Raw genomic sequence first — 16,950 nt, 5'->3', positions numbered from 1 at the left:
CTCCGTTGCGCGGGTGGCGAAATTGGTAGACGCACCAGGTTTAGGTCCTGACGCCTGCAAGGGTGTGGGGGTTCGAGTCCCCCCCCGCGCACCAGACGAAGACAAGAAAAGCCAACGGCATCTCGCGAGGGTGCCGGGCGATCCGCCCGCCGCATCCGCGCGCCGCATCCGCCCGCCGCATCCGCCCGCCGCATCCGCGCGCCGCATCCGCGCGCCGGGTCAGGGGGCGAACCCGGTCCCGCTGCCGTTCCTCGGCGCCACGCCTCTTGCGGCGCCCGGGCCGGGGCCGACCGGGCCCGGGCCACAGGCACGCCCCCTTCACGCCTGGCGTCCCTCCAGGAGCAGCCGCTCGCGCGCCGCCGGATGCGCGACGCCCGCGATCAAGGCCCTGCGCTCCTCCAGCGTGGTGGCCCGCAGGTCCGCCACGCCGTGCTCCGTGACCACGAGGTCCACGTCACTCTGCGCCGAGGTGACCCACCCGCAGCGCGCGACGATGCGGCTCGTGTCATCCCGGCCCGTGGTGGAGGGCAGCGCCAGGATCGCCAGCCCGCCCTCCGACCGGCGCGCCGCACGGAAATAGTCGGTCTGGCCGCCGACCGCGCCCACGTAGCGCGCGCCCAGGAATTCCGCGTTCACCTGCCCGCACAGGTCGACCTCGATGGCCGAGTTGATCGCCATCAGCGGCGAGCCGGGCACCGGCGCGACGAGCTGCGACGGCGACGCGAAGCCCAGCACGCCGTCGGGCGACAGCGTGTCATAGAGCGCCCGCGTACCGACCGCCAGCGAGGCCAGGCAGGCATCCGGCGTGGCCGTGTCGATCGCGCCTGCGTCCAGCAGCCCGAGAAACCAGTCGCCCAGCATGCCCGAACGCAGCTTCAGGCCGCGCCGGTCCCGGAGCGCCTCGGCCACCGCGGCCGCCAGGCTGCCGATGCCCAGTTGCACGGTCGCGCCGTCCGGCACCCAGCGCGCCACATGCCGCCCCATCTGCCGCTGCACCTCGCCCGGCGGCTCGGCGGGGGACTCCAGCAGGGGCTCGTCGCATTCACGCGCCACCACCACCTGGCTGCGGTGCAGCCGGCCGGCGCCGCGTGTCCGGGGCAGGCGCGCATTGACCTCGACCACCACCGCGCGCGCCGAGCGGGCCGCCTCCCAGGCGTAGTCCTGCGTGCAGCCCAGGCTGTGGTAGCCCTGCGCGTCGGCCGGCGAGACCTGCAGCAGCACCACGTCGGCCGCCAGCTTGCGCGAGGCGATCAGGCCCGACAGCTGCGACAGCGAGGCCGGTACCACCCGCGCCCGGCCACGCGCCACCAGCTTGCGCACCGCCCCCAGCCCGCAGTAGGTGGAGACGTGCAGGGACTCGGGCACCTCCTTCTCCCACGCGGGGTTGAGCGAGAAGCCGCAGAACACGTCCAGCGTGCCCAGGCGCGGCGCCAGCTCGAAGAGCTGCGCCACCAGGCCGACCGGTTCGCCCAGCGCCTGGCCCACGAGCAGGCGGTCACCGGGGCGCAGGCAATCGGCCAGGGGAGGGCATGCCATCGAGACTCCCGTGGCGCGGCTCAGGACCCGGCCCGCAGTTGCAGGTGCTCCGGCAGCCTGCCGGCGATCGTCAGCGTCATGCTGCCCGCGCCGCGGCTCGCCTCGCCGTCGAAGTCGGCCTCCAGGCCCACCGGCTGGATGCGGTGCCAGTGCTCCTTGTGCGTGCCGTCGGGAAAAACCACCTTCGAGGGGTGCGAGACGTCCCAGACGTCGTGCTCCACCACCTCCTCGCCGCGCCAGGCGCCCAGGCCCTTGCCGTCGTTGTAGCCGCCGCTGTAGCCCAGTCCCTGCATGGCGATGGACGATCCGCGCGCATCGACCGCCAGGCGCAGCTGCCGGCCACCTTCGAAGCTCACCCGCACGCCGGCCTGCCGGAACCGGCGCGTGCCCTCGTGCAGGTCCACCTCGAGCTCGATCTTCGTGGCGTGGTGCTCCTGCTGCGTGCGCCGGTCCGTCACCACGCCCGTGGTGTAGGGCGCGTCGTCGCCGCGCCCCGAGAACAGCAGCGAGCCGCTCAGGGTGTCGGTGGAGAAGAACAGGAAGGACATCACGTGGCCCTTCTCGGCCAGCGCCACCTTCGGCCCGGTGACCGGCTCGGCTACGCCCATGCCGCGCCGCACGCCCCAGGAGTGGTCCCGGCAGGCCCACCAGCGGTCGATCTCGACCCGCTGGCCGCCCGCCTCCAGCCAGCCGCTGGCCTCGCCGATCTGGTCGAAGCGGCGGTAGTCCTCGACCGTGCGCCCCTGCAGGCGGGTGTAGTGCGGATGCTCCTCGTGGGCCGGCGCGACGCAGTCCCAGCGGATCTGGCCGTGCAGGCCGTGGTCACCCGGCGCGATGGTGATCTCGAAGGACTTGAGCGGCTCGACCGGCTGCACCCGCAAGGGGCCGCAGACGGTCTGCGCATCGCGGTTCAGCGAGCGCGAGACGCGCAGGTTGTACTGCCGGCCGTCGACGATCATCACCGCGCCGCCGTCCAGCACGTTCATGTTGCGGTAGGCGCCCATCGTGACCTGGATCGCGACGCGGCCGTCGGGCGAGTAGATGGCGAACCAGTAGCGGTCGAACCAGCGCGGGTCGCTCGTCCAGACATGGTCGAAGGTGGTGGGCAACTGGTGCCAGAGGGTGTCGTCGAGGGCGGTCAGCATGGTTCAGGTCTTCGCTTCGGGGGTGGGACTCGGGGCGGTCGGCACGTAGCGCATGGGCACGCGCGAGGCGCGCTCGGTCATGTGGGCCACGATGGCGCGGTGGTGCCCGGGCGAGAGGGCCTCGCTGCACACGGCCTGCGCCAGCAGTTCGCGCAGCCGGGTGTTGCGCGCCTCCAGCGCGGCGGCGTCGGCCACGTCCGGCTCGGGCTCCGCCAAAGCCTGGTCCACGCGCGCCGACAGGTCGGGGCCGAGCGCGTCCCCCAGGCCGGCCAGCAGGCGCGCCGTGGCCTCGTTGTCGTGGCGCAGGAATCCCGCGACGGCCGGCAGGGCGCCGGTCAGCATGCGCAGGTTGGCCACCAGGCCGTCGAGGAGGGTGCGGGCGAAGGGGTCGGCCACGCAGGGCGCGACCACGGTTTCGAGGATGCGGCAGGTGCCCTGCAGCTGCTCCTGGACGGTGGGTTTCATCGACGGCTCCCCGCGCTGCGGTCGTGCGTGGCGCTCATGTGGCGGCCTCCATCATCTGGAACATGGGCCGGAACAGCCACGAGGGCGTCTGGAACACGCGGTTGTAGCGGCCCGCCACGAACTCGGCCACGGCGGTCAGCTGGATCACCGACAGCTTCCAGCAGGAAAAGACGTTCCACCACAGCAGGTCGGCCTCGCGGACGCTGCGGCCGGTCAGCTCGCGGTAGGCCTCGACGATCTGCTGGCGCTCCCAGTGGCCGGGGACCTGGTGCTCGCGCTTGCGCACCGGGTTGGTGACCCAGCCCAGGTCCTCCAGCGGGTCGCCCAGGTGCGCAGTCTCCCAGTCGAGCTTGGCCGTGATGCGGCCGTCCACCACCAGCGCGTTGCCCGGCTTGAAGTCGCCGTGCACCAGCACGATGGCCTCGGCCTGCGGCGCGTGGCGTCGCAGCCAGGCCCGCACGTAATCGAGTTCCGGATGGGGTTCGAGCTGCACCCTGCGGTACTCGGCTTCCCAGTGGCCCAGCGCCTCCAGCGAGGGTGCGGCTGCCGGCAGGCCCAGGCTCGCGTCCAGCGCCCGGGCGCGCCAGTCCACGGCATGGATGGCCGCCAGCAGCTCGATGAATCCGCGGGCGAGCGCCAGCCGGGAGGGCAGCGGCGCGCTGCCGTTGAGGACCATGTAGTCGCAGGCCCCGGGCACGCGCTCCATCACCACCGAGGGCGCACCCAGCCAGCGGCCCTCGCCGTCCATCCAGAAGACCCGCGGCGCGGGGACCGGCGTGTCCTCCAGGGCTCGCAGTACCGCGAACTCGCGCGCCCTTTCGGTGTTGAGCAGGGTGCCGGCGGCATCCCGCATGAGCATCAGGCGGTGCGCGTGCCGACCCTGGGCGTCGGTCCAGGTCGCATCGAAGGACCAGTTCTCGCGCGAGAGGCCGCCGGCGCTTCGCACCAATCCCTCCAGCACGATGTCCCGTGCCGAGGGAATGGCCTCGGTGATCAGCCCGCGCAGGCCCGCGACCACCTGGGCGACGGGGTCCGGCAGGGGGGTGTCCGTGGCAGTGTTCATGGGGGTGGACTCAGAGGATCGCCAGCGGCGTGAGCGGGCTGCCCGTGGCGCCCACGATCGGCAGCGCCGCCGCCACGAAGAGGAACTCGCGCCGGCCCGTGCGCACCAGCGGCTCGAGCTGCAGGCCTTCCAGCAGGGCGATGCCGAAGTCGCGGATCACGCACTGGTGCACCGGGAACACGGTGCCCGCCGCGAAGGGCAGCACCTCGATGGCGTAGTTGTCCGCGCCGATCAGGGCCACGTCCTGCTGCGCCAGCCACAGCCCCGCCTCGTGGTCGATGCCGGGCTCGGTATTGAAGTCCACCTCGGACTTGCCCTGCTGGGCGGCCAGCCACCCGGTGTGCAGCAGCACGGCGTCGCCGGGCTCCAGCGCCAGGCCGGCCGCGGCCAGGCAGGCCTGCAGGTCGGCGCGGGTGACGACCTCGCCGTCGGCGAGCGTGCGGCCTCGCAGGGCGACCACGTCCAGCAGCACCCCGCGCGTGACGGCCGGTGGCAGCTTCTCCACGCCCAGGCGCGTGGCGCCGGTCGTGCTTCGGACCGTGGTCTCGCGGTAGTTGTTGAACAGGCGCCCGTCGCACCAGGCGTGGCACAGCGCGTCGATGTGCGTGCCGATGTGAAGCGGCATGACCACCGTGTCCTCGGCGAACTGGAAGCCGCCAGGCCGCCCGGCGCCGGCCGCATAGTCGCCGCCGTCGCGGCCCATGAAGTGCTGCAGCCCGGCGCGGTGGAGCGGCACGGGCGTGCGGCTGGACAGCGGCTGCGCCAGGCGCACCACCTCGCCCGAGCGCACCAGGCCCGCGGCGCGCTTGACCTGCGCCGGTCCGATCAGGTTCAGCGCGCCGGCCTCGTCCGCCTCGCCCCAGCGGCCCCAGGCGTTCGGGCGCTCGTTGGCGAAAGGGTTGTCGCTCATGGTCTGGCTCCCTTCATGTCCTTCATGTTCACGGCAGGAGGGTGTGCAGCATCATCTTCTGCACCTTGCCCGTGGTGGTCAGCGGCAGCTGCGACTCGCTGGTGAAGTGGAAGCGCTGCGGCACCTTGTAGGCGGCCATCTCGCGCGCGCACAGCGCCCTGAGTTCCTCGCCGCTCGGCGCGGCGCCGCCTTCGGGGACGATGATGGCGACCAGCGCCTCGTCCAGCGTGGGGTGCGGCACGCCGATGACGTAGGCGGTGCGCACGGCGGGGTGGCGCATCAGCACCTCCTCGACCTCGGCGGGGGCGATGTTGATGCCGCCGCTCTTGACCATCTCCTTGAGCCGGCCCTTGTAGTACAGGCGGCCCTGCGCATCGAGCAGGCCCAGGTCGCCGGTGCGGAAGTAGCCGTCGGCGTCGTAGGACTCGCGCGTCTTCTCCGGCTCGCGGTGGTAGGCCAGGAACAGCGGGCCCTGGACGCGGATCTCGCCGACCTCGCCGGCCGGCAGCGGCGCGCCGGTCTCCAGGTGGCAGATGCGCACCGTGACGTCCGGCAGGGGCTCGCCGACCGAACGCAGGCGCAGGTCCAGCGGTTCGCCGGCGTCGATGACGGCGCAATTGCCGTAGGTCTCGCTCAGGCCGTAGACATTGCAGATTGCGTGTGCGCCCAGGTCCACGGCCAGCCGGATCTGCTCGGGCGTGCCGATGATCGCGCCGCTGCGCAGGCTCGTGAGGTCACGTGCGGGCCGGTCGGGGTGCTCGTGCAAGGCCTGCACGATGTTGGGCGTGGCGTAGAGGACGCTGCAGCGCTCGGCCTCGATCAGCCGCAGCGCCTCCTTCGGGTCGAAGTGCTCCTGCAGCACCACGCAGCCCCCGTGCGTGAGCAGGTTGGGCAGGGCGTTGACGCAGCCGAAACTCCAGAACAGCGAGACGGCCAGCCACAGGCGGTCCTGCTCGGTGTTGTGCTGGCGCTCGCCGATGTGGAAGCCGTTGCGGATCCACTGGCGGTGCTGCAGCAGGATGCCCTTGGGCAAGGCGGTCGAGCCGGAGGTGTAGAGCAGCATTCCCACGTCCCCGGGCTCGACGCGGCGCCCGGCCGCCTCGGCGGCCTCGAGGCCCGCCGGCGTCACGCCGGCCAGCATCGCCTCCCAGGAGGTCTCGCCCTGGCCGGCGTCCAGGACCGGGGCCTGCCCGGGATCGGCCGCCACCCAGACGGTGCGCGCCAGGTGCGGCAGGTTCCCGGCGGGCCGCAGGGCCGCGAGGATGGCGCGCCAGTCACTGCGGCGGAAGCGGTCGACGGCCACCAGCAGGCGCACCTCGGCGTGCGAGAGCGCGTGCTCCAGCTCGCGCGGCGTCGACCAGGTGTTGAGCCCGACCGAGGTCGCGCCGAGCTGCTGCAGGGCCAGGAAGGCCAGCACCCACTCCATGCGGTTGCCCATGAGGATGCCCACGGGATCGCCACGCCGGACGCCCAGCGCCGCCAGCCCCGCGGCGGTTCGCATCACCTCCTGGCGCAGCTGGCGGTAGGTCAGGCGGCGCTCGCCGGCGACGAAGGCCTCGCGCTCGCCGAAGCGCTGCGCCAGCTCACCGAGCAGCGCCGGGATGGTCTCGCTCGATGGGGTCGGGAATGTCATGTGCAGGCCTCCGTGTCCAGGCGGCGATCCGGGCAGGGCCGATTCATCCGGTTTTCGAAATGGCTTCTTCAATTTCGAAAAATGTAGCAGATCAGCCTGGGCCGCGGCAACTCGGGATGAACCCGCAACGCCCTCGGTTGACGTGGGGAACGATCCCGATTATCTTCCAGATCTGGAAAACAACTTCGCTATTTAGGAAGATATGGCCACGCTGCCCGCGCCGCCCCCGAGGCGCCGGGACCCGGGGTCGCCGCAGACGGTCGCCTACAATTTCCGCCATGAATCCCGACCGGTACCTGCGTACTTTCGACATCCTCGACCTGCTGGTCTCCCACAAGGAGGGGCTGCGGCTGACGGAGATCAAGGAGGCCCTTCAGCTGCCCGTGAGCAGCGTGCACAACATGCTGCAGACCATGGTGACGGCCGAGGTCGCCGTGGTCGACGACGACCTGCGCTATTTCGTCGGGCCCCGCGCGGTGGCGCTGGCGCTGCGCACGGTGCAGGGACTGGACGTGCGCGGCCTCGCACGGCGCCCGCTCCAGGAGCTGGCGCGCGAGATCGGCGATGACATCTACCTGGGCCTGCGCCTGGGCGCGCGGGTCGTCTATGCCGACCGGATCCTGGGCACCCAGCGCATCTCGCTGGACATCCGCCTGGGCGAGCCGCTGCTGCTGCACAGCACCGCCACCGGCAAGCTGTTCGCCGCCTTCGACGACAAGCTGGCCGCCCAGGTGATGGGCAAGAAGCTGGTCAAGCTCACGCCCGGCACCATCACCGACCCGGCGGCGCTCGCGCAGGAGTACGAGCGCATCCGTGCGCAGGGCTACTCCAAGAGCCAGGAGGAGTCGACGGCGGGCGTGGTCGGCTACGCGATTCCGATCCGCAACGCGGACGGCCAGCTCGCCGCCGCCGTCCACGTCTCGGTGCTGGCCACCCGCGCCACGAAGGCGCACGAACGCAAGCTGCTCAGCGCCTCACAGGCCTGCGCCACCCAGATCGAGCGTCTGCTCGGCAACTTCAGGCAGGACAGCCCCAAGGCCAGGCCGGCCCGCCGCAGCGCCTGAGGCCGGGCCGCCCGCCAGCAACCCCGAGGACCCCATGCCCCCTGCAAACAACCCTGCTGCCCTGGCGGGCCTGAAAGTCCTGGATGCCAGCCGCCTGCTGCCGGCGGCCCTGTGCACCCAGATGCTCGGCGACCTCGGCGCCGACGTGCTCAAGGTCGAGGAGCCCGGGCGCGGTGACTACCAGCGGGAGTTTCCGCCCCTGGGCCAGCAGGACTCCGGCACCTTCCTGCTGTGCAACCGCAACAAGCGAAGCATGACGCTCAACCTCAAGAGCGAGGAGGGCAAGCGCATCTTCCGCGAGCTCGCCGCGTCCAGTGACGTGGTCGTCGAGGGTTTCCGGCCGGGCGTGATGGACCGGCTGGGCCTGGGCTACGAATCACTGAAGGCGGTCAACCCGCGCCTGGTGTACTGCGCCATCTCGGGCTACGGGCAGGACGGGCCCTACCGGAAGGTCGCGGGCCACGACCTCAACTACATGGGCATCATCGGCGCGCTGCCGCTGTTCTCGCAGGCCGGCGGCCCGCCGATGGTGCCGGGCCTGCTGACCGCCGATATCGGCGCCTCGCTCACGGGCGTGTACGGCATCCTCGCGGCCGTGCTGGCCCGCCAGGCCAGCGGCGAAGGCCAGTTCGTGGACGTCTCCATGATGGACGCGGCCATGTCCTTCCTCACGTACCACGCCGCCGAGCCCCTGTTCGGCAACCTCGAGCCGCGCGGCGGCGAGTACCGCAACCTCGGCGGCGCCGCCTGCTACGGCATCTTCCGTTGCCAGGACGGCCATTACGTCACCCTCGGCGCGCTGGAGACGCACTTCTGGGCGCGCTTCTGCGACGCCGCGGGCGTGCCGGAGCTCAAGGAGGACCAGTTCCCCGAGGGTGAGGCCCGCGCGCGCCAGTTCCGGCGGCTCGAGGACGTCTTCCTCCAGCGCACCCGCGCCGAGTGGGTGGAGCTGTTCATGCGCCAGGACATCCCTGGCGGCCCGGTCAACACCCTGCGCGAAGCCTTCGACGACCCGCAGGTGCGCGCCCGCCAGATGCTGCTGCACGTGGACCACCCGGTGGAAGGCCGTATCCCGCAGCTGGGTTTCCCCGTCAAGTTTTCCGGCACGCCGGCCGCGATCCACGCGCCGCCGCCCACGCTGGGCCAGCACACGGCCGACGTCCTGCGCACGCTCGGCCTGTCGCCCGAGCGCATCGAGGAACTGGCCCGCTCCGGCGTGACCTGAGCCCACCAGGCGTCGCGCACTGCGGCGCTCCATTCCCACGCACGACGCGCCGGTAAGGCGCGCGGCGCGTCCCTGCGCGCTCGCCATCACCGCCCGACGCCGCGCCCTCAGGCCTTCTCCCCTTTGCAAACGGACATTCGTCCGCTAGAGTATTTTTCCGAAAAGAGGATCACGTTTCCAATTCACGAATTTAGAGGGAAGAGACGAAGAATGAGACATCCCATGCACGCGCCGGGCGCGATCGCGCGAAGGAGGGCCCGATGAGTCCGTCCGCGATCCTGGTCGAGAACATCCTGCAGGCCCTGGTCACCAGCCTCCTGATGGGCGGGGTGTACGGCCTGCTGTGCGTGGGCCTCGGCCTGATCTTCAGCATCATGCGGGTCATCAACTTCGCCCAGGGCGAGTTCATGATGCTGGGCATGTACGCGGCGCTGTTCGCGTTCGGCTCCCTGGGCCTGGGCGCGATGCTCGGCGCCTGGGGCGGGCTGGTGGTGAGCGCGCTGCTCGCCGGCGTGGCTCTGTACCTGCTGGGGGCGGCCCTGCACCCGGGCCTGCTCGCACGCGTGACCGGCGCGCGCGTCAGCGGCACGGAGGGCGAGGGCCACTATCCCCAGCTGATCCTGACCCTGGGCATTTCCCTGGTGATGGCCAACGGCGGCCTGCTGCTGTTCGGGTCGTCCCAGCACACCATCCAGACCCCGCTGTCCAGCGACGCCTGGGGCCTGCCGCTGGGTGCGGAGATGATGGTCTTCTTCAACAAGGCCCGCAGCCTGAGCCTCGTCGTCGCGCTCGCGATGGTGCTCGTGGTCATCCTGTTCATCACGCGCTCGCGCACGGGCAAGACCCTGCGGGCCGCCGCCGACAACCCGGTGGCGGCCAGCTACATGGGCATAGACGTCAGCCGCGCCCACCGCACCGCATTCGCCCTGGGCGGCGCCGTCACCGGCATCGCGGGCGGCCTGCTCGCCTCGTCCTATCCCTTCCAGCCCTACGTGGGCCACGAGTTCATCGTGATCATGTACACGGGCGTGGTGCTCGGCGGGATGGGCAGCGTCAAGGGGGCGCTCTGGGGCGGCATCCTGATCGGGTTCATCCAGCAGATGTCCTCGCTGTTCCTGCCGCTGCAGCTGCAAGGCACCGCCATCTTCCTGGTGTTCCTGCTCACGCTGCTGCTGCGCCCAGAGGGACTCTTCGGAAGGAGCACCGACCGTGCCTGAGACCACCCTGTCCTCCCGGGGGCTGGCACGCCAGTTCCTCCTCACCATCGGCCTGGCGGCGGCCTACCTGCTCCTCACGGGCGCCACCCGCAACAGCTACATCCTGCTGGTCATGACCCTGATCCCGATCTGGGCGACCCTCGGCGTGGCCTGGAACATCTTCAGCGGCTACTCGGGGCTGCTGTCCTTCGGCCACGCGGCCTTCTTCGGCCTGGGCGCCTACACGGTGGCCATCCTGTTCGAGTACGCCGGCATCACGCCCTGGGTGGGGGTCGTCGCCGGCGCGGCCGTCGGCGCGCTGGCGGGCCTGCTGGTGGGTTTTCCCACCTTCCGCCTGCGCGGCGTGTACTTCAGCCTGGCCATGCTGGCCTACCCGCTGTCGATGCTCTACATCTTCGAGTACCTCGGCCTGCAGGAGTTGGCCCTGCCGATGAAGAAGGAGAACGGCTGGGCCTACATGCAGTTCGGCGAGCCGCGCATCTACATCCTCCTGGCCACCGCCATGCTCGTGGGTGCCGTGCTCTGGAACCTGAAGCTGGGGCGCTCGCGCTTCGGCCTGTCCCTGCTGGCCATCAAGCAGAACGAGCTCGCCGCCCAGGCCTGCGGCATCGACCCGTTCCGCTGGAAGCTGAGGGCGCTGGCCATCTCCGGCGGCATCGCCGGCCTGGCGGGCGCCCTGTACGCGGTGCTGCTGATCATCGTGACGCCGCACTCGACCTTCGGCATGCTGGTCTCCGCGCAGGCGCTGATCTTCACCATGTTCGGCGGCGTGGGCCAGGTGGCGGGGCCGATCCTCGGGGCCGTCACGCTCATCCCGCTGAGCGAGTTCCTCACCAGCACCATCGGCGAGCACCTGCCGGGCATCCAGGGGGTCATCTATGGCCTGGCGATCATCGCGGTGATCCTGGTGGCCCCGCAGGGCGTGCTCACGTGGGTCGCGCAGCGGCGCGCCCGCGCCGCCCCCAGGCCCGCCGAGCCTGCCGAGCCCGCCGCGGCGACCGTCCTCCCGTTCCCGGCGGCTGCGACAGCGCCCGGGCGCCGGCCGGATCGCGGCCCGCAGGAGGTCGTCATGCGGGTGGTGGACATGTCCCGCAACTACGGCGGCCTGAAGGCCGTCTCGCAGGTGAGCTTCGAGGTCCACCAGGGCGAGATCCTCGGGATCATCGGCCCGAACGGCGCGGGCAAGACCACCCTGTTCAACCTCCTCAACGGCATCGTGCCGCCCTCGGCCGGCCAGGTGTTCTTCGAAGGCCGCGAGCTCACCGGGCTGCAGCCCTTCGAGGTGTGCCGCCTCGGGATCGGCCGCACCTTCCAGGTGGCCCGCCCGTTCGCGCGCCTGACGGTGCTGGACAACGTGCTGGTGGGGGCCCTGTCCAGCCAGGCCGACGACGACCGGGCGCGCGATGCCGCGCTGCGCGCACTCGAGCAGGTCGGCCTGGCGCAGGTCGCCTCCCGCCTGGCCGGCAACCTCACGGCAGTCCAGTTGCGCCTGATGGAAGTGGCCCGTGCCCTGGCCTCGCAGCCCCGGCTGCTGCTGCTCGACGAAGTCCTGGCGGGCCTGGGAGGCGCGGAGGTGGAACAGGTCCTGCACGTCCTGGAGCGGCTGCGCGCTGCCGGCATGACCCTGGTGATCATCGAACACACCATGCACGCCATGGTCCGCCTCGCCGACCGCCTGCTCGTGCTGGACCACGGGAAGGTGCTCAAGGTCGGCGACCCGCCTTCCGTGACCAGCGACCCCACGGTCATCGAGGCCTACCTCGGCAAGAAATGGGTGAAGCATGCTGCAGATTGAAGGGCTTCATGTCTCCTACGGCGACGTCCGTGCCCTGGTCGATGTCCACGTCGAGGTGCCGGCCGGCGCGCTGATCGCCATCGTCGGCGCCAACGGTGCCGGCAAGTCGACGCTGTTCAAGGCCATCTCCGGCAGCGTTCCCGCGCAGGCCGGCCGCATCGTCTTCGACGGCGAGGACCTGACCCGCGTGCGCTCGCCGTCCGAGCGCGCCCTCCGGGGCATCGCGCACGTGCCCGAGGGGCGCCAGGTGTTCAGCGGCCTGACCGTGCTGGAGAACCTCGAGATGGGCGCGCAGTCCGCCGCGGCGCGCAAGCAGTTCGGGCAGACCCTGGAGCAGGTCTACGCGCTCTTCCCGCGCCTGAAGGAGCGCGCCGCGCAGCTGGCCGGCACGCTCTCGGGGGGCGAGCAGCAGATGGTGGCGATCGGCCGCGGCCTGGCCTCGCGGCCCAAGCTGCTGATGCTGGACGAGCCGTCGATGGGCCTGGCCCCGGCGGTGGCCGATGCGATCTTCGAGCGCATCGAGCAGATCCACCGCGACAACGGCGTCACGGTGCTGCTGGTGGAGCAGCGCGTGGGCGAGGCCCTGGAGGCCTGCGACTACGGCTACGTGCTCGAAACCGGCCGGGTCGCCCTGGAGGGCACCCACGAGGCGCTGTCGAAGAACCCCGAGATCAAGAAGGCCTACCTGGGCATGTAGTTCCTTTCCCCCGGGCCCGGCCCAGCCGGGCGGGCCTCTTCCCCACGACGATTCCAAAGGAGACATACGCATGAAAACGAATGACGTGATGGGCCGCCAGCGGCGCCTGGTGGCCGCGGCGACGGCCGCCGTGGCCCTGGGCTGGGCGCTGCCGCAAGGCGCCGCCCTGGCGCAGGCCCGCCCGGCCGAAGTGAAGGTGGCCGTGGTCGTGCCGCTGTCCGGGCCCTGGGCCCGCAACGGCGAGCTGCACGTCAAGGGCGCGCAGCTGGCCATCGACGACATCAACGCCGCCGGTGGCATCAAGGCCCTCGGTGGCGCCAGGATGCGCCTGGTGACGGTCGACGCGGGCGACAGCGTGGAAAAGGCGCGCAGCGCCGCGCAGCGCATGCTGGCCGACCATCCCGACCTGGTGGGCGCCACCGGCGCCTTCGTCAGCTCCTTCACCCTGGCGGCCACCGAGGTGACCGAGCGCGCGAACCTGCCCTTCCTCACGCTGTCGTACTCGGACCAGATCACCAGCCGCGGCTTCAAGTACGTCTTCCAGACCTCGCCCACGGCCAACCAGCAGGCCGGTGACGCGCTGCCCATCATCCTCAAGCTGGCCACCGAGGCGACCGGCAAGAAGCCGCAGTCGGTCGGCGTGGTGATGGACAACACGGCCTCCCCGATGAGCTTCACCAAGGGCATGCGCGAGGGCGGTTTCGCCAAGGAGCAGCTCAAGGTGGCGGTCGACGAGGTCTACACCCCGCCGCTGGCCGACGCGACCTCCGTGGTGCAGAAGCTGCGCAACACGCGGCCCGACTTCACCTTCATGCTCACCACCAACGTGCCGGACACCAAGCTCCTGCTCGAGAAGATGAGCGAGATGCGCATCGGCAAGGGCGTGATTCCGGTGGTGACCAACGGCGGGCCGCTCGGGGCGCCCGAGCTGCTCAAGATCATGAACAAGGACCTGCTCGAAGGCGTGATGGTCGTCATCGCCAACTGGGGCGGCAAGGGCCACGAGAAGCTGGTCGCCGACTTCAAGCAGAAGTTCAACGAGCCCTGGATGACCCAGGACAGCATCTCCACGTACGGGGACATGTGGATCCTCAAGGACGCGATGGAGTCGGCCCGGTCCGCCGACCGCGTCAAGGTGGCCGATGCCATCCGTGCGATGAACACCACCGAGGGCGCCGCCAAGTACTTCCCCGGCGGCCGCCTGAAGTTCAACGAGCGTGGCGTGCGCGAGGGCGCCGAGACCGTGATCCTGCAGTGGCGTGACGGCGTGCCGGTGCCGGTCTACCCGGCCTCCCTGGCGGTCATGCCGCCGCTGTGGCCGAAGCGCTGAACGGCCGGGGCAGCGCCAAGGGGGGCCTGCGTCCCCCTTTTCCTGTCCCGGAGGCGGCTTGCCGAGGTCGACCGACCCGGAAGGCGCTGGTAGAGTCAATTCGATAAAAGGTAATTCGTTTCGAAAAAGCGAATACACGAAGGAGACAAGGATGACGACTTCCGCCGTTCCCGCCCGCCGCTCGACGCTTCGGCGCGTCGCCGGCCTCCTGGCGCTCACGCTGGGCATGCCGCTGGCGGCCAGCGCCCAGGCCAGCTACCCCGAGCGCCCGGTGCGCCTGGTCGTCGGCTTCGCACCCGGCGGCTCGGACATCTCGGCGCGCATCGTTGCGCAGAAGCTGTCCCAGCTGTGGGGCCACCAGGTCATCGTCGACAACAAGCCCGGCGCGGCCGGCAACATCGGCGCCGACATCGTCGCCAAGGCGTCGCCCGACGGCTACACGCTGCTCCTGGCGGTGAACTCCTACACGATCAACACGGTCGCCTACAAGGGCCTGTCCTGGGACCTGCTCAGGGACTTCACGCCCCTGGGCCGCTACGGCCACATGCCCCTGGTCGTGGTCGTCAACGAGAAGATGCCCGCGCGCACCCTGGGCGAGCTGGTGTCCTTCGCCAAGGCCAACCCCGGCAAGCTGAACTACGGCACCGCCGGCGCGGGCACCGCGCCGCACATGGCCACCGAGGAGTTCTCGCACAAGGTGGGCCTGTCGATGGCGCACATCCCCTACAAGGGTTCCGGCCCTTCGGTGCAGGCGCTGCTGGCCGACGAGGTCCAGCTGTCCTTCGGCGCGCAGTCGGCCTTCGACGCCTTCATCAAGGCCGGCAGGCTGCGACCGCTGGCGGTGACCACCGCCGCGCGACAGCCGCAGCTGCCCGACGTGCCCACCATCAAGGAGGCCACCGGGATCGACTTCGACGCGGACGTCTGGTACGGCCTGCTCGGGCCGGCCAAGCTGCCGCCGGCCCTGGCCGCGAAGATCAGCGAGGACCTGCGCAAGGTGCTGGCCGATCCGGACACCCAGTCCCGCCTGCGCGAAGCGGGCGTGCAGCCGGCCTACCTGAACCCCGCCGACATGGCCGACCTGATGAAGCGCAACGTCGCCACCTGGCGCTCCGTGGTGAGCCGGACCAAGATCTCCCTCGACTGACCGCCGCCGCCCGGGCGCGCGATCGAGCGCCGCCCGGTCCGGTGAACGCCCCTCCTGGATCCATCGAGCCCCATGGCGGACAGCTTCGACTACGTGATCGTCGGCTCCGGCCCGGCCGGCTGCCTGCTGGCGAACCGCCTGGCCGCCCAGCCCGGCGTCACGGCCTGCGTCCTCGAGGCGGGCGGGCGCGACCGCAGTCCCTACATCCGCATCCCGGGCGGCTTCGTCAAGATGCTCTATGACGAGCGCCTGCTGTGGCCGTTCGAGACGGCGCCCGCGCCGGCCGTGGCGGGCCGTGCCATCCGCCTGCCGCAGGGCCGCGTCGTCGGCGGCTCCAGCTCCCTCAACGGCCTCGTCTACAGCCGCGGCCAGCCCGAGGATTTCGACGACTGGGCCGCCGGCGGCAACGAAGGCTGGGCCTACTGCGACGTGCTGCCGTACTTCATGCGCTCGGAGCGTCGCCTGGGGCCGGCCGACAGCCGCTACCGCGGGCGCGACGGTGCGCTGCCCATCACCAGCCCCGACTGGCGCCACCCCCTGTGCGAGGCCTTCATCCAGGCCGCGCTGGACCGGGGCATCCCCTTCAACCCCGACTACAACGGCGCCAGCCAGGACGGCGTTGGCTACTTCCAGCGCTACATCCACCGCGGCCGCCGGGTCAGCTGCGCCCACGCCTTCCTGCACCCGGCCGTGCGGCGCGGCGGCGTCGACCTGCGGGTGGACGCGCGGGCCGACCGGCTCCTGATGGAGGGCCGGCGCGCGGTGGGCGTGCGCTACACGCAGGCGGGCCGCACGCACGAGGTGCGGGCGCGGCGCGAGGTCATCGTCTGCGCCGGCACCCTCAACTCGCCCCGTCTGCTGCAGCTGTCCGGCCTGGGGGCGCCGCAGGCGCTGCAGGCGCTGGGGATCCCCGTGGTGCACGCGCTGCCGGGCGTCGGCGAGAACCTGCGCGACCACTTCACCGTGCGCGTGGCCGCGCAGGCGCGCGGCGTGACCACGATCAACGAGCGCTCGCGCGGCTGGCGCCTGGGCCTGGAGATCGGCCGGTACCTGCTGGGCCGCCCGAGCATCCTGGCCCTGAGCCCGTCGCTGATGCACCTGTTCTGGAAATCCGACCCGGCGCTCGCGCGCTCCGACATCCAGGTGCTGTTCACGCCCGCCAGCTACAAGGAGGGCAGGAACTACGTGCTCGACGACTTCCCCGGCATGAGCTGCGGTGTGCGCCAGCAGCGGCCGCACAGCGCCGGCCATGTGCGGCTGCGCTCGGCCGACCCGCAGGTGATGCCCGAGGTCCAGCCCAACTACCTGGCCGACGCGCGCGACCAGGCCGTGGTCCTGGCGGCGCTCAAGCTCGCCCGCGCGCTGATGGCCAGCGCCGCGTTCGCGCCTCATTTCTCGCACGAGACCCTGCCCGGGAGCCAGGTGCGCAGCGACGACGAGCTCCTGGACTTCGCGCGGCGCCGCGGCTCCACCGCCTACCACCTGGTGGGTTCGTGCCGCATGGGGCCGGCCGCCGACCCGATGGCGGTCGTCGATGCGCAGCTGCGCGTGCACGGCACCGAGCGGCTGCGCGTGGTCGATGCCTCGGTCATGCCGCAGGTCCCGTCGGCCAACACCCTGGCCGCCACGCTGATGGTGGCCGAGAAGGCCGCCGACATGATCCTCGGCCGCCCGCCGTTGCGCGCCGCGCAGCCGCAGGCCTGACTCCCACCCGATCCCCGCC

At 71.4% G+C, this 16,950-nt stretch carries 14 protein-coding genes and 1 tRNA gene; 9 read left to right on the top strand and 6 right to left on the bottom strand.

Annotated features, from left to right (window positions below):
• Positions 1-7 precede the first annotated feature (7 nt).
• Positions 8-94 (top strand) — tRNA-Leu (locus tag ACT80S_RS01115).
• 224 nt (positions 95-318) lie between these two features.
• Here ACT80S_RS01115 and ACT80S_RS01110 read toward each other — a convergent pair.
• From ACT80S_RS01110 to ACT80S_RS01085, 6 genes are read right to left on the bottom strand one after another with little or no spacing between them, the layout of a single operon-like run.
• On the bottom strand, positions 319-1,536 hold the full coding sequence (locus ACT80S_RS01110; RefSeq protein ID WP_377411598.1) for an acetyl-CoA hydrolase/transferase family protein: 1,218 nt from the start codon (positions 1,534-1,536) through the stop codon (positions 319-321).
• A 20-nt stretch (positions 1,537-1,556) separates the two neighbouring features.
• On the bottom strand, positions 1,557-2,681 hold the full coding sequence (locus tag ACT80S_RS01105; RefSeq protein WP_377411596.1) for a hypothetical protein: 1,125 nt from the start codon (positions 2,679-2,681) through the stop codon (positions 1,557-1,559).
• Positions 2,682-2,684: 3 nt separating this feature from the next.
• Positions 2,685-3,146, bottom strand: coding sequence for a hypothetical protein (locus ACT80S_RS01100; protein WP_377411594.1), 462 nt, complete (start codon positions 3,144-3,146; stop codon positions 2,685-2,687).
• A gap of 34 nt (positions 3,147-3,180) precedes the next feature.
• A complete protein-coding gene (locus tag ACT80S_RS01095) occupies positions 3,181-4,209 on the bottom strand; it encodes a phosphotransferase family protein (RefSeq protein WP_377411592.1) in 1,029 nt (342 codons plus the stop codon).
• Positions 4,210-4,219: 10 nt separating this feature from the next.
• Positions 4,220-5,119: a cyclase family protein gene (locus ACT80S_RS01090; RefSeq protein WP_377411590.1), complete on the bottom strand. Its 900-nt coding sequence runs from the start codon at positions 5,117-5,119 to the stop codon at positions 4,220-4,222.
• Positions 5,120-5,147: 28 nt separating this feature from the next.
• Positions 5,148-6,752: a class I adenylate-forming enzyme family protein gene (locus tag ACT80S_RS01085; protein ID WP_377411588.1), complete on the bottom strand. Its 1,605-nt coding sequence runs from the start codon at positions 6,750-6,752 to the stop codon at positions 5,148-5,150.
• Between the two features lie 278 nt (positions 6,753-7,030).
• On the opposite strand from ACT80S_RS01085, the gene ACT80S_RS01080 reads away from it, so the two are divergent.
• The 8 genes from ACT80S_RS01080 (at position 7,031) to ACT80S_RS01045 (ending at position 16,931) form a co-directional block, all read left to right on the top strand.
• Positions 7,031-7,816: an IclR family transcriptional regulator gene (locus ACT80S_RS01080; protein ID WP_377411586.1), complete on the top strand. Its 786-nt coding sequence runs from the start codon at positions 7,031-7,033 to the stop codon at positions 7,814-7,816.
• Positions 7,817-7,850: 34 nt separating this feature from the next.
• The gene (locus ACT80S_RS01075; RefSeq protein WP_377411584.1) at positions 7,851-9,041 is read left to right on the top strand and encodes a CaiB/BaiF CoA transferase family protein; all 1,191 of its coding nucleotides are present in this window, start codon (positions 7,851-7,853) and stop codon (positions 9,039-9,041) included.
• Between the two features lie 260 nt (positions 9,042-9,301).
• Positions 9,302-10,258 carry a branched-chain amino acid ABC transporter permease gene (locus ACT80S_RS01070; protein ID WP_377411582.1) on the top strand — a complete coding sequence of 319 codons (957 nt, stop codon included), beginning with the start codon at positions 9,302-9,304 and terminating at the stop codon, positions 10,256-10,258.
• A complete protein-coding gene (locus ACT80S_RS01065) occupies positions 10,251-12,053 on the top strand; it encodes a branched-chain amino acid ABC transporter ATP-binding protein/permease (RefSeq protein ID WP_377411580.1) in 1,803 nt (600 codons plus the stop codon). The genes ACT80S_RS01070 and ACT80S_RS01065 overlap by 8 nt, the downstream gene beginning before the upstream one ends.
• The gene (locus ACT80S_RS01060) at positions 12,040-12,750 is read left to right on the top strand and encodes an ABC transporter ATP-binding protein (RefSeq protein WP_377411578.1); all 711 of its coding nucleotides are present in this window, start codon (positions 12,040-12,042) and stop codon (positions 12,748-12,750) included. Before ACT80S_RS01065 ends, ACT80S_RS01060 begins: the two co-directional genes overlap by 14 nt.
• Before the next feature lie 70 nt (positions 12,751-12,820).
• The gene (locus tag ACT80S_RS01055) at positions 12,821-14,080 is read left to right on the top strand and encodes an ABC transporter substrate-binding protein (RefSeq protein ID WP_377411576.1); all 1,260 of its coding nucleotides are present in this window, start codon (positions 12,821-12,823) and stop codon (positions 14,078-14,080) included.
• Positions 14,081-14,231: 151 nt separating this feature from the next.
• Complete coding sequence (locus ACT80S_RS01050) at positions 14,232-15,227, top strand: Bug family tripartite tricarboxylate transporter substrate binding protein (protein WP_377411574.1); 996 nt, start codon at positions 14,232-14,234, stop codon at positions 15,225-15,227.
• Between the two features lie 72 nt (positions 15,228-15,299).
• Positions 15,300-16,931, top strand: a complete 1,632-nt coding sequence (locus tag ACT80S_RS01045) for a GMC family oxidoreductase (protein WP_377411572.1) — start codon at positions 15,300-15,302, stop codon at positions 16,929-16,931.
• Positions 16,932-16,950 lie beyond the last annotated feature (19 nt).

The sequence above is a fragment of the Ramlibacter sp. MAHUQ-53 genome, assembly GCF_052600055.1.
This window is presented reverse-complemented; position numbering and strand designations above follow the sequence as displayed.

Coding starts and splice junctions, on each gene's coding strand:
- ACT80S_RS01100 (WP_377411594.1), bottom strand. CDS start 3,146: ATGAAACCCACCGTCCAGGAGCAGCTGCAGGGCACCTGCCGCATCCTC.
- ACT80S_RS01070 (WP_377411582.1), top strand. CDS start 9,302: ATGAGTCCGTCCGCGATCCTGGTCGAGAACATCCTGCAGGCCCTGGTC.
- ACT80S_RS01110 (WP_377411598.1), bottom strand. CDS start 1,536: ATGGCATGCCCTCCCCTGGCCGATTGCCTGCGCCCCGGTGACCGCCTG.
- ACT80S_RS01085 (WP_377411588.1), bottom strand. CDS start 6,752: ATGACATTCCCGACCCCATCGAGCGAGACCATCCCGGCGCTGCTCGGT.
- ACT80S_RS01045 (WP_377411572.1), top strand. CDS start 15,300: ATGGCGGACAGCTTCGACTACGTGATCGTCGGCTCCGGCCCGGCCGGC.
- ACT80S_RS01095 (WP_377411592.1), bottom strand. CDS start 4,209: ATGAACACTGCCACGGACACCCCCCTGCCGGACCCCGTCGCCCAGGTG.
- ACT80S_RS01105 (WP_377411596.1), bottom strand. CDS start 2,681: ATGCTGACCGCCCTCGACGACACCCTCTGGCACCAGTTGCCCACCACC.
- ACT80S_RS01060 (WP_377411578.1), top strand. CDS start 12,040: ATGCTGCAGATTGAAGGGCTTCATGTCTCCTACGGCGACGTCCGTGCC.
- ACT80S_RS01055 (WP_377411576.1), top strand. CDS start 12,821: ATGAAAACGAATGACGTGATGGGCCGCCAGCGGCGCCTGGTGGCCGCG.
- ACT80S_RS01090 (WP_377411590.1), bottom strand. CDS start 5,119: ATGAGCGACAACCCTTTCGCCAACGAGCGCCCGAACGCCTGGGGCCGC.
- ACT80S_RS01050 (WP_377411574.1), top strand. CDS start 14,232: ATGACGACTTCCGCCGTTCCCGCCCGCCGCTCGACGCTTCGGCGCGTC.
- ACT80S_RS01075 (WP_377411584.1), top strand. CDS start 7,851: ATGCCCCCTGCAAACAACCCTGCTGCCCTGGCGGGCCTGAAAGTCCTG.
- ACT80S_RS01080 (WP_377411586.1), top strand. CDS start 7,031: ATGAATCCCGACCGGTACCTGCGTACTTTCGACATCCTCGACCTGCTG.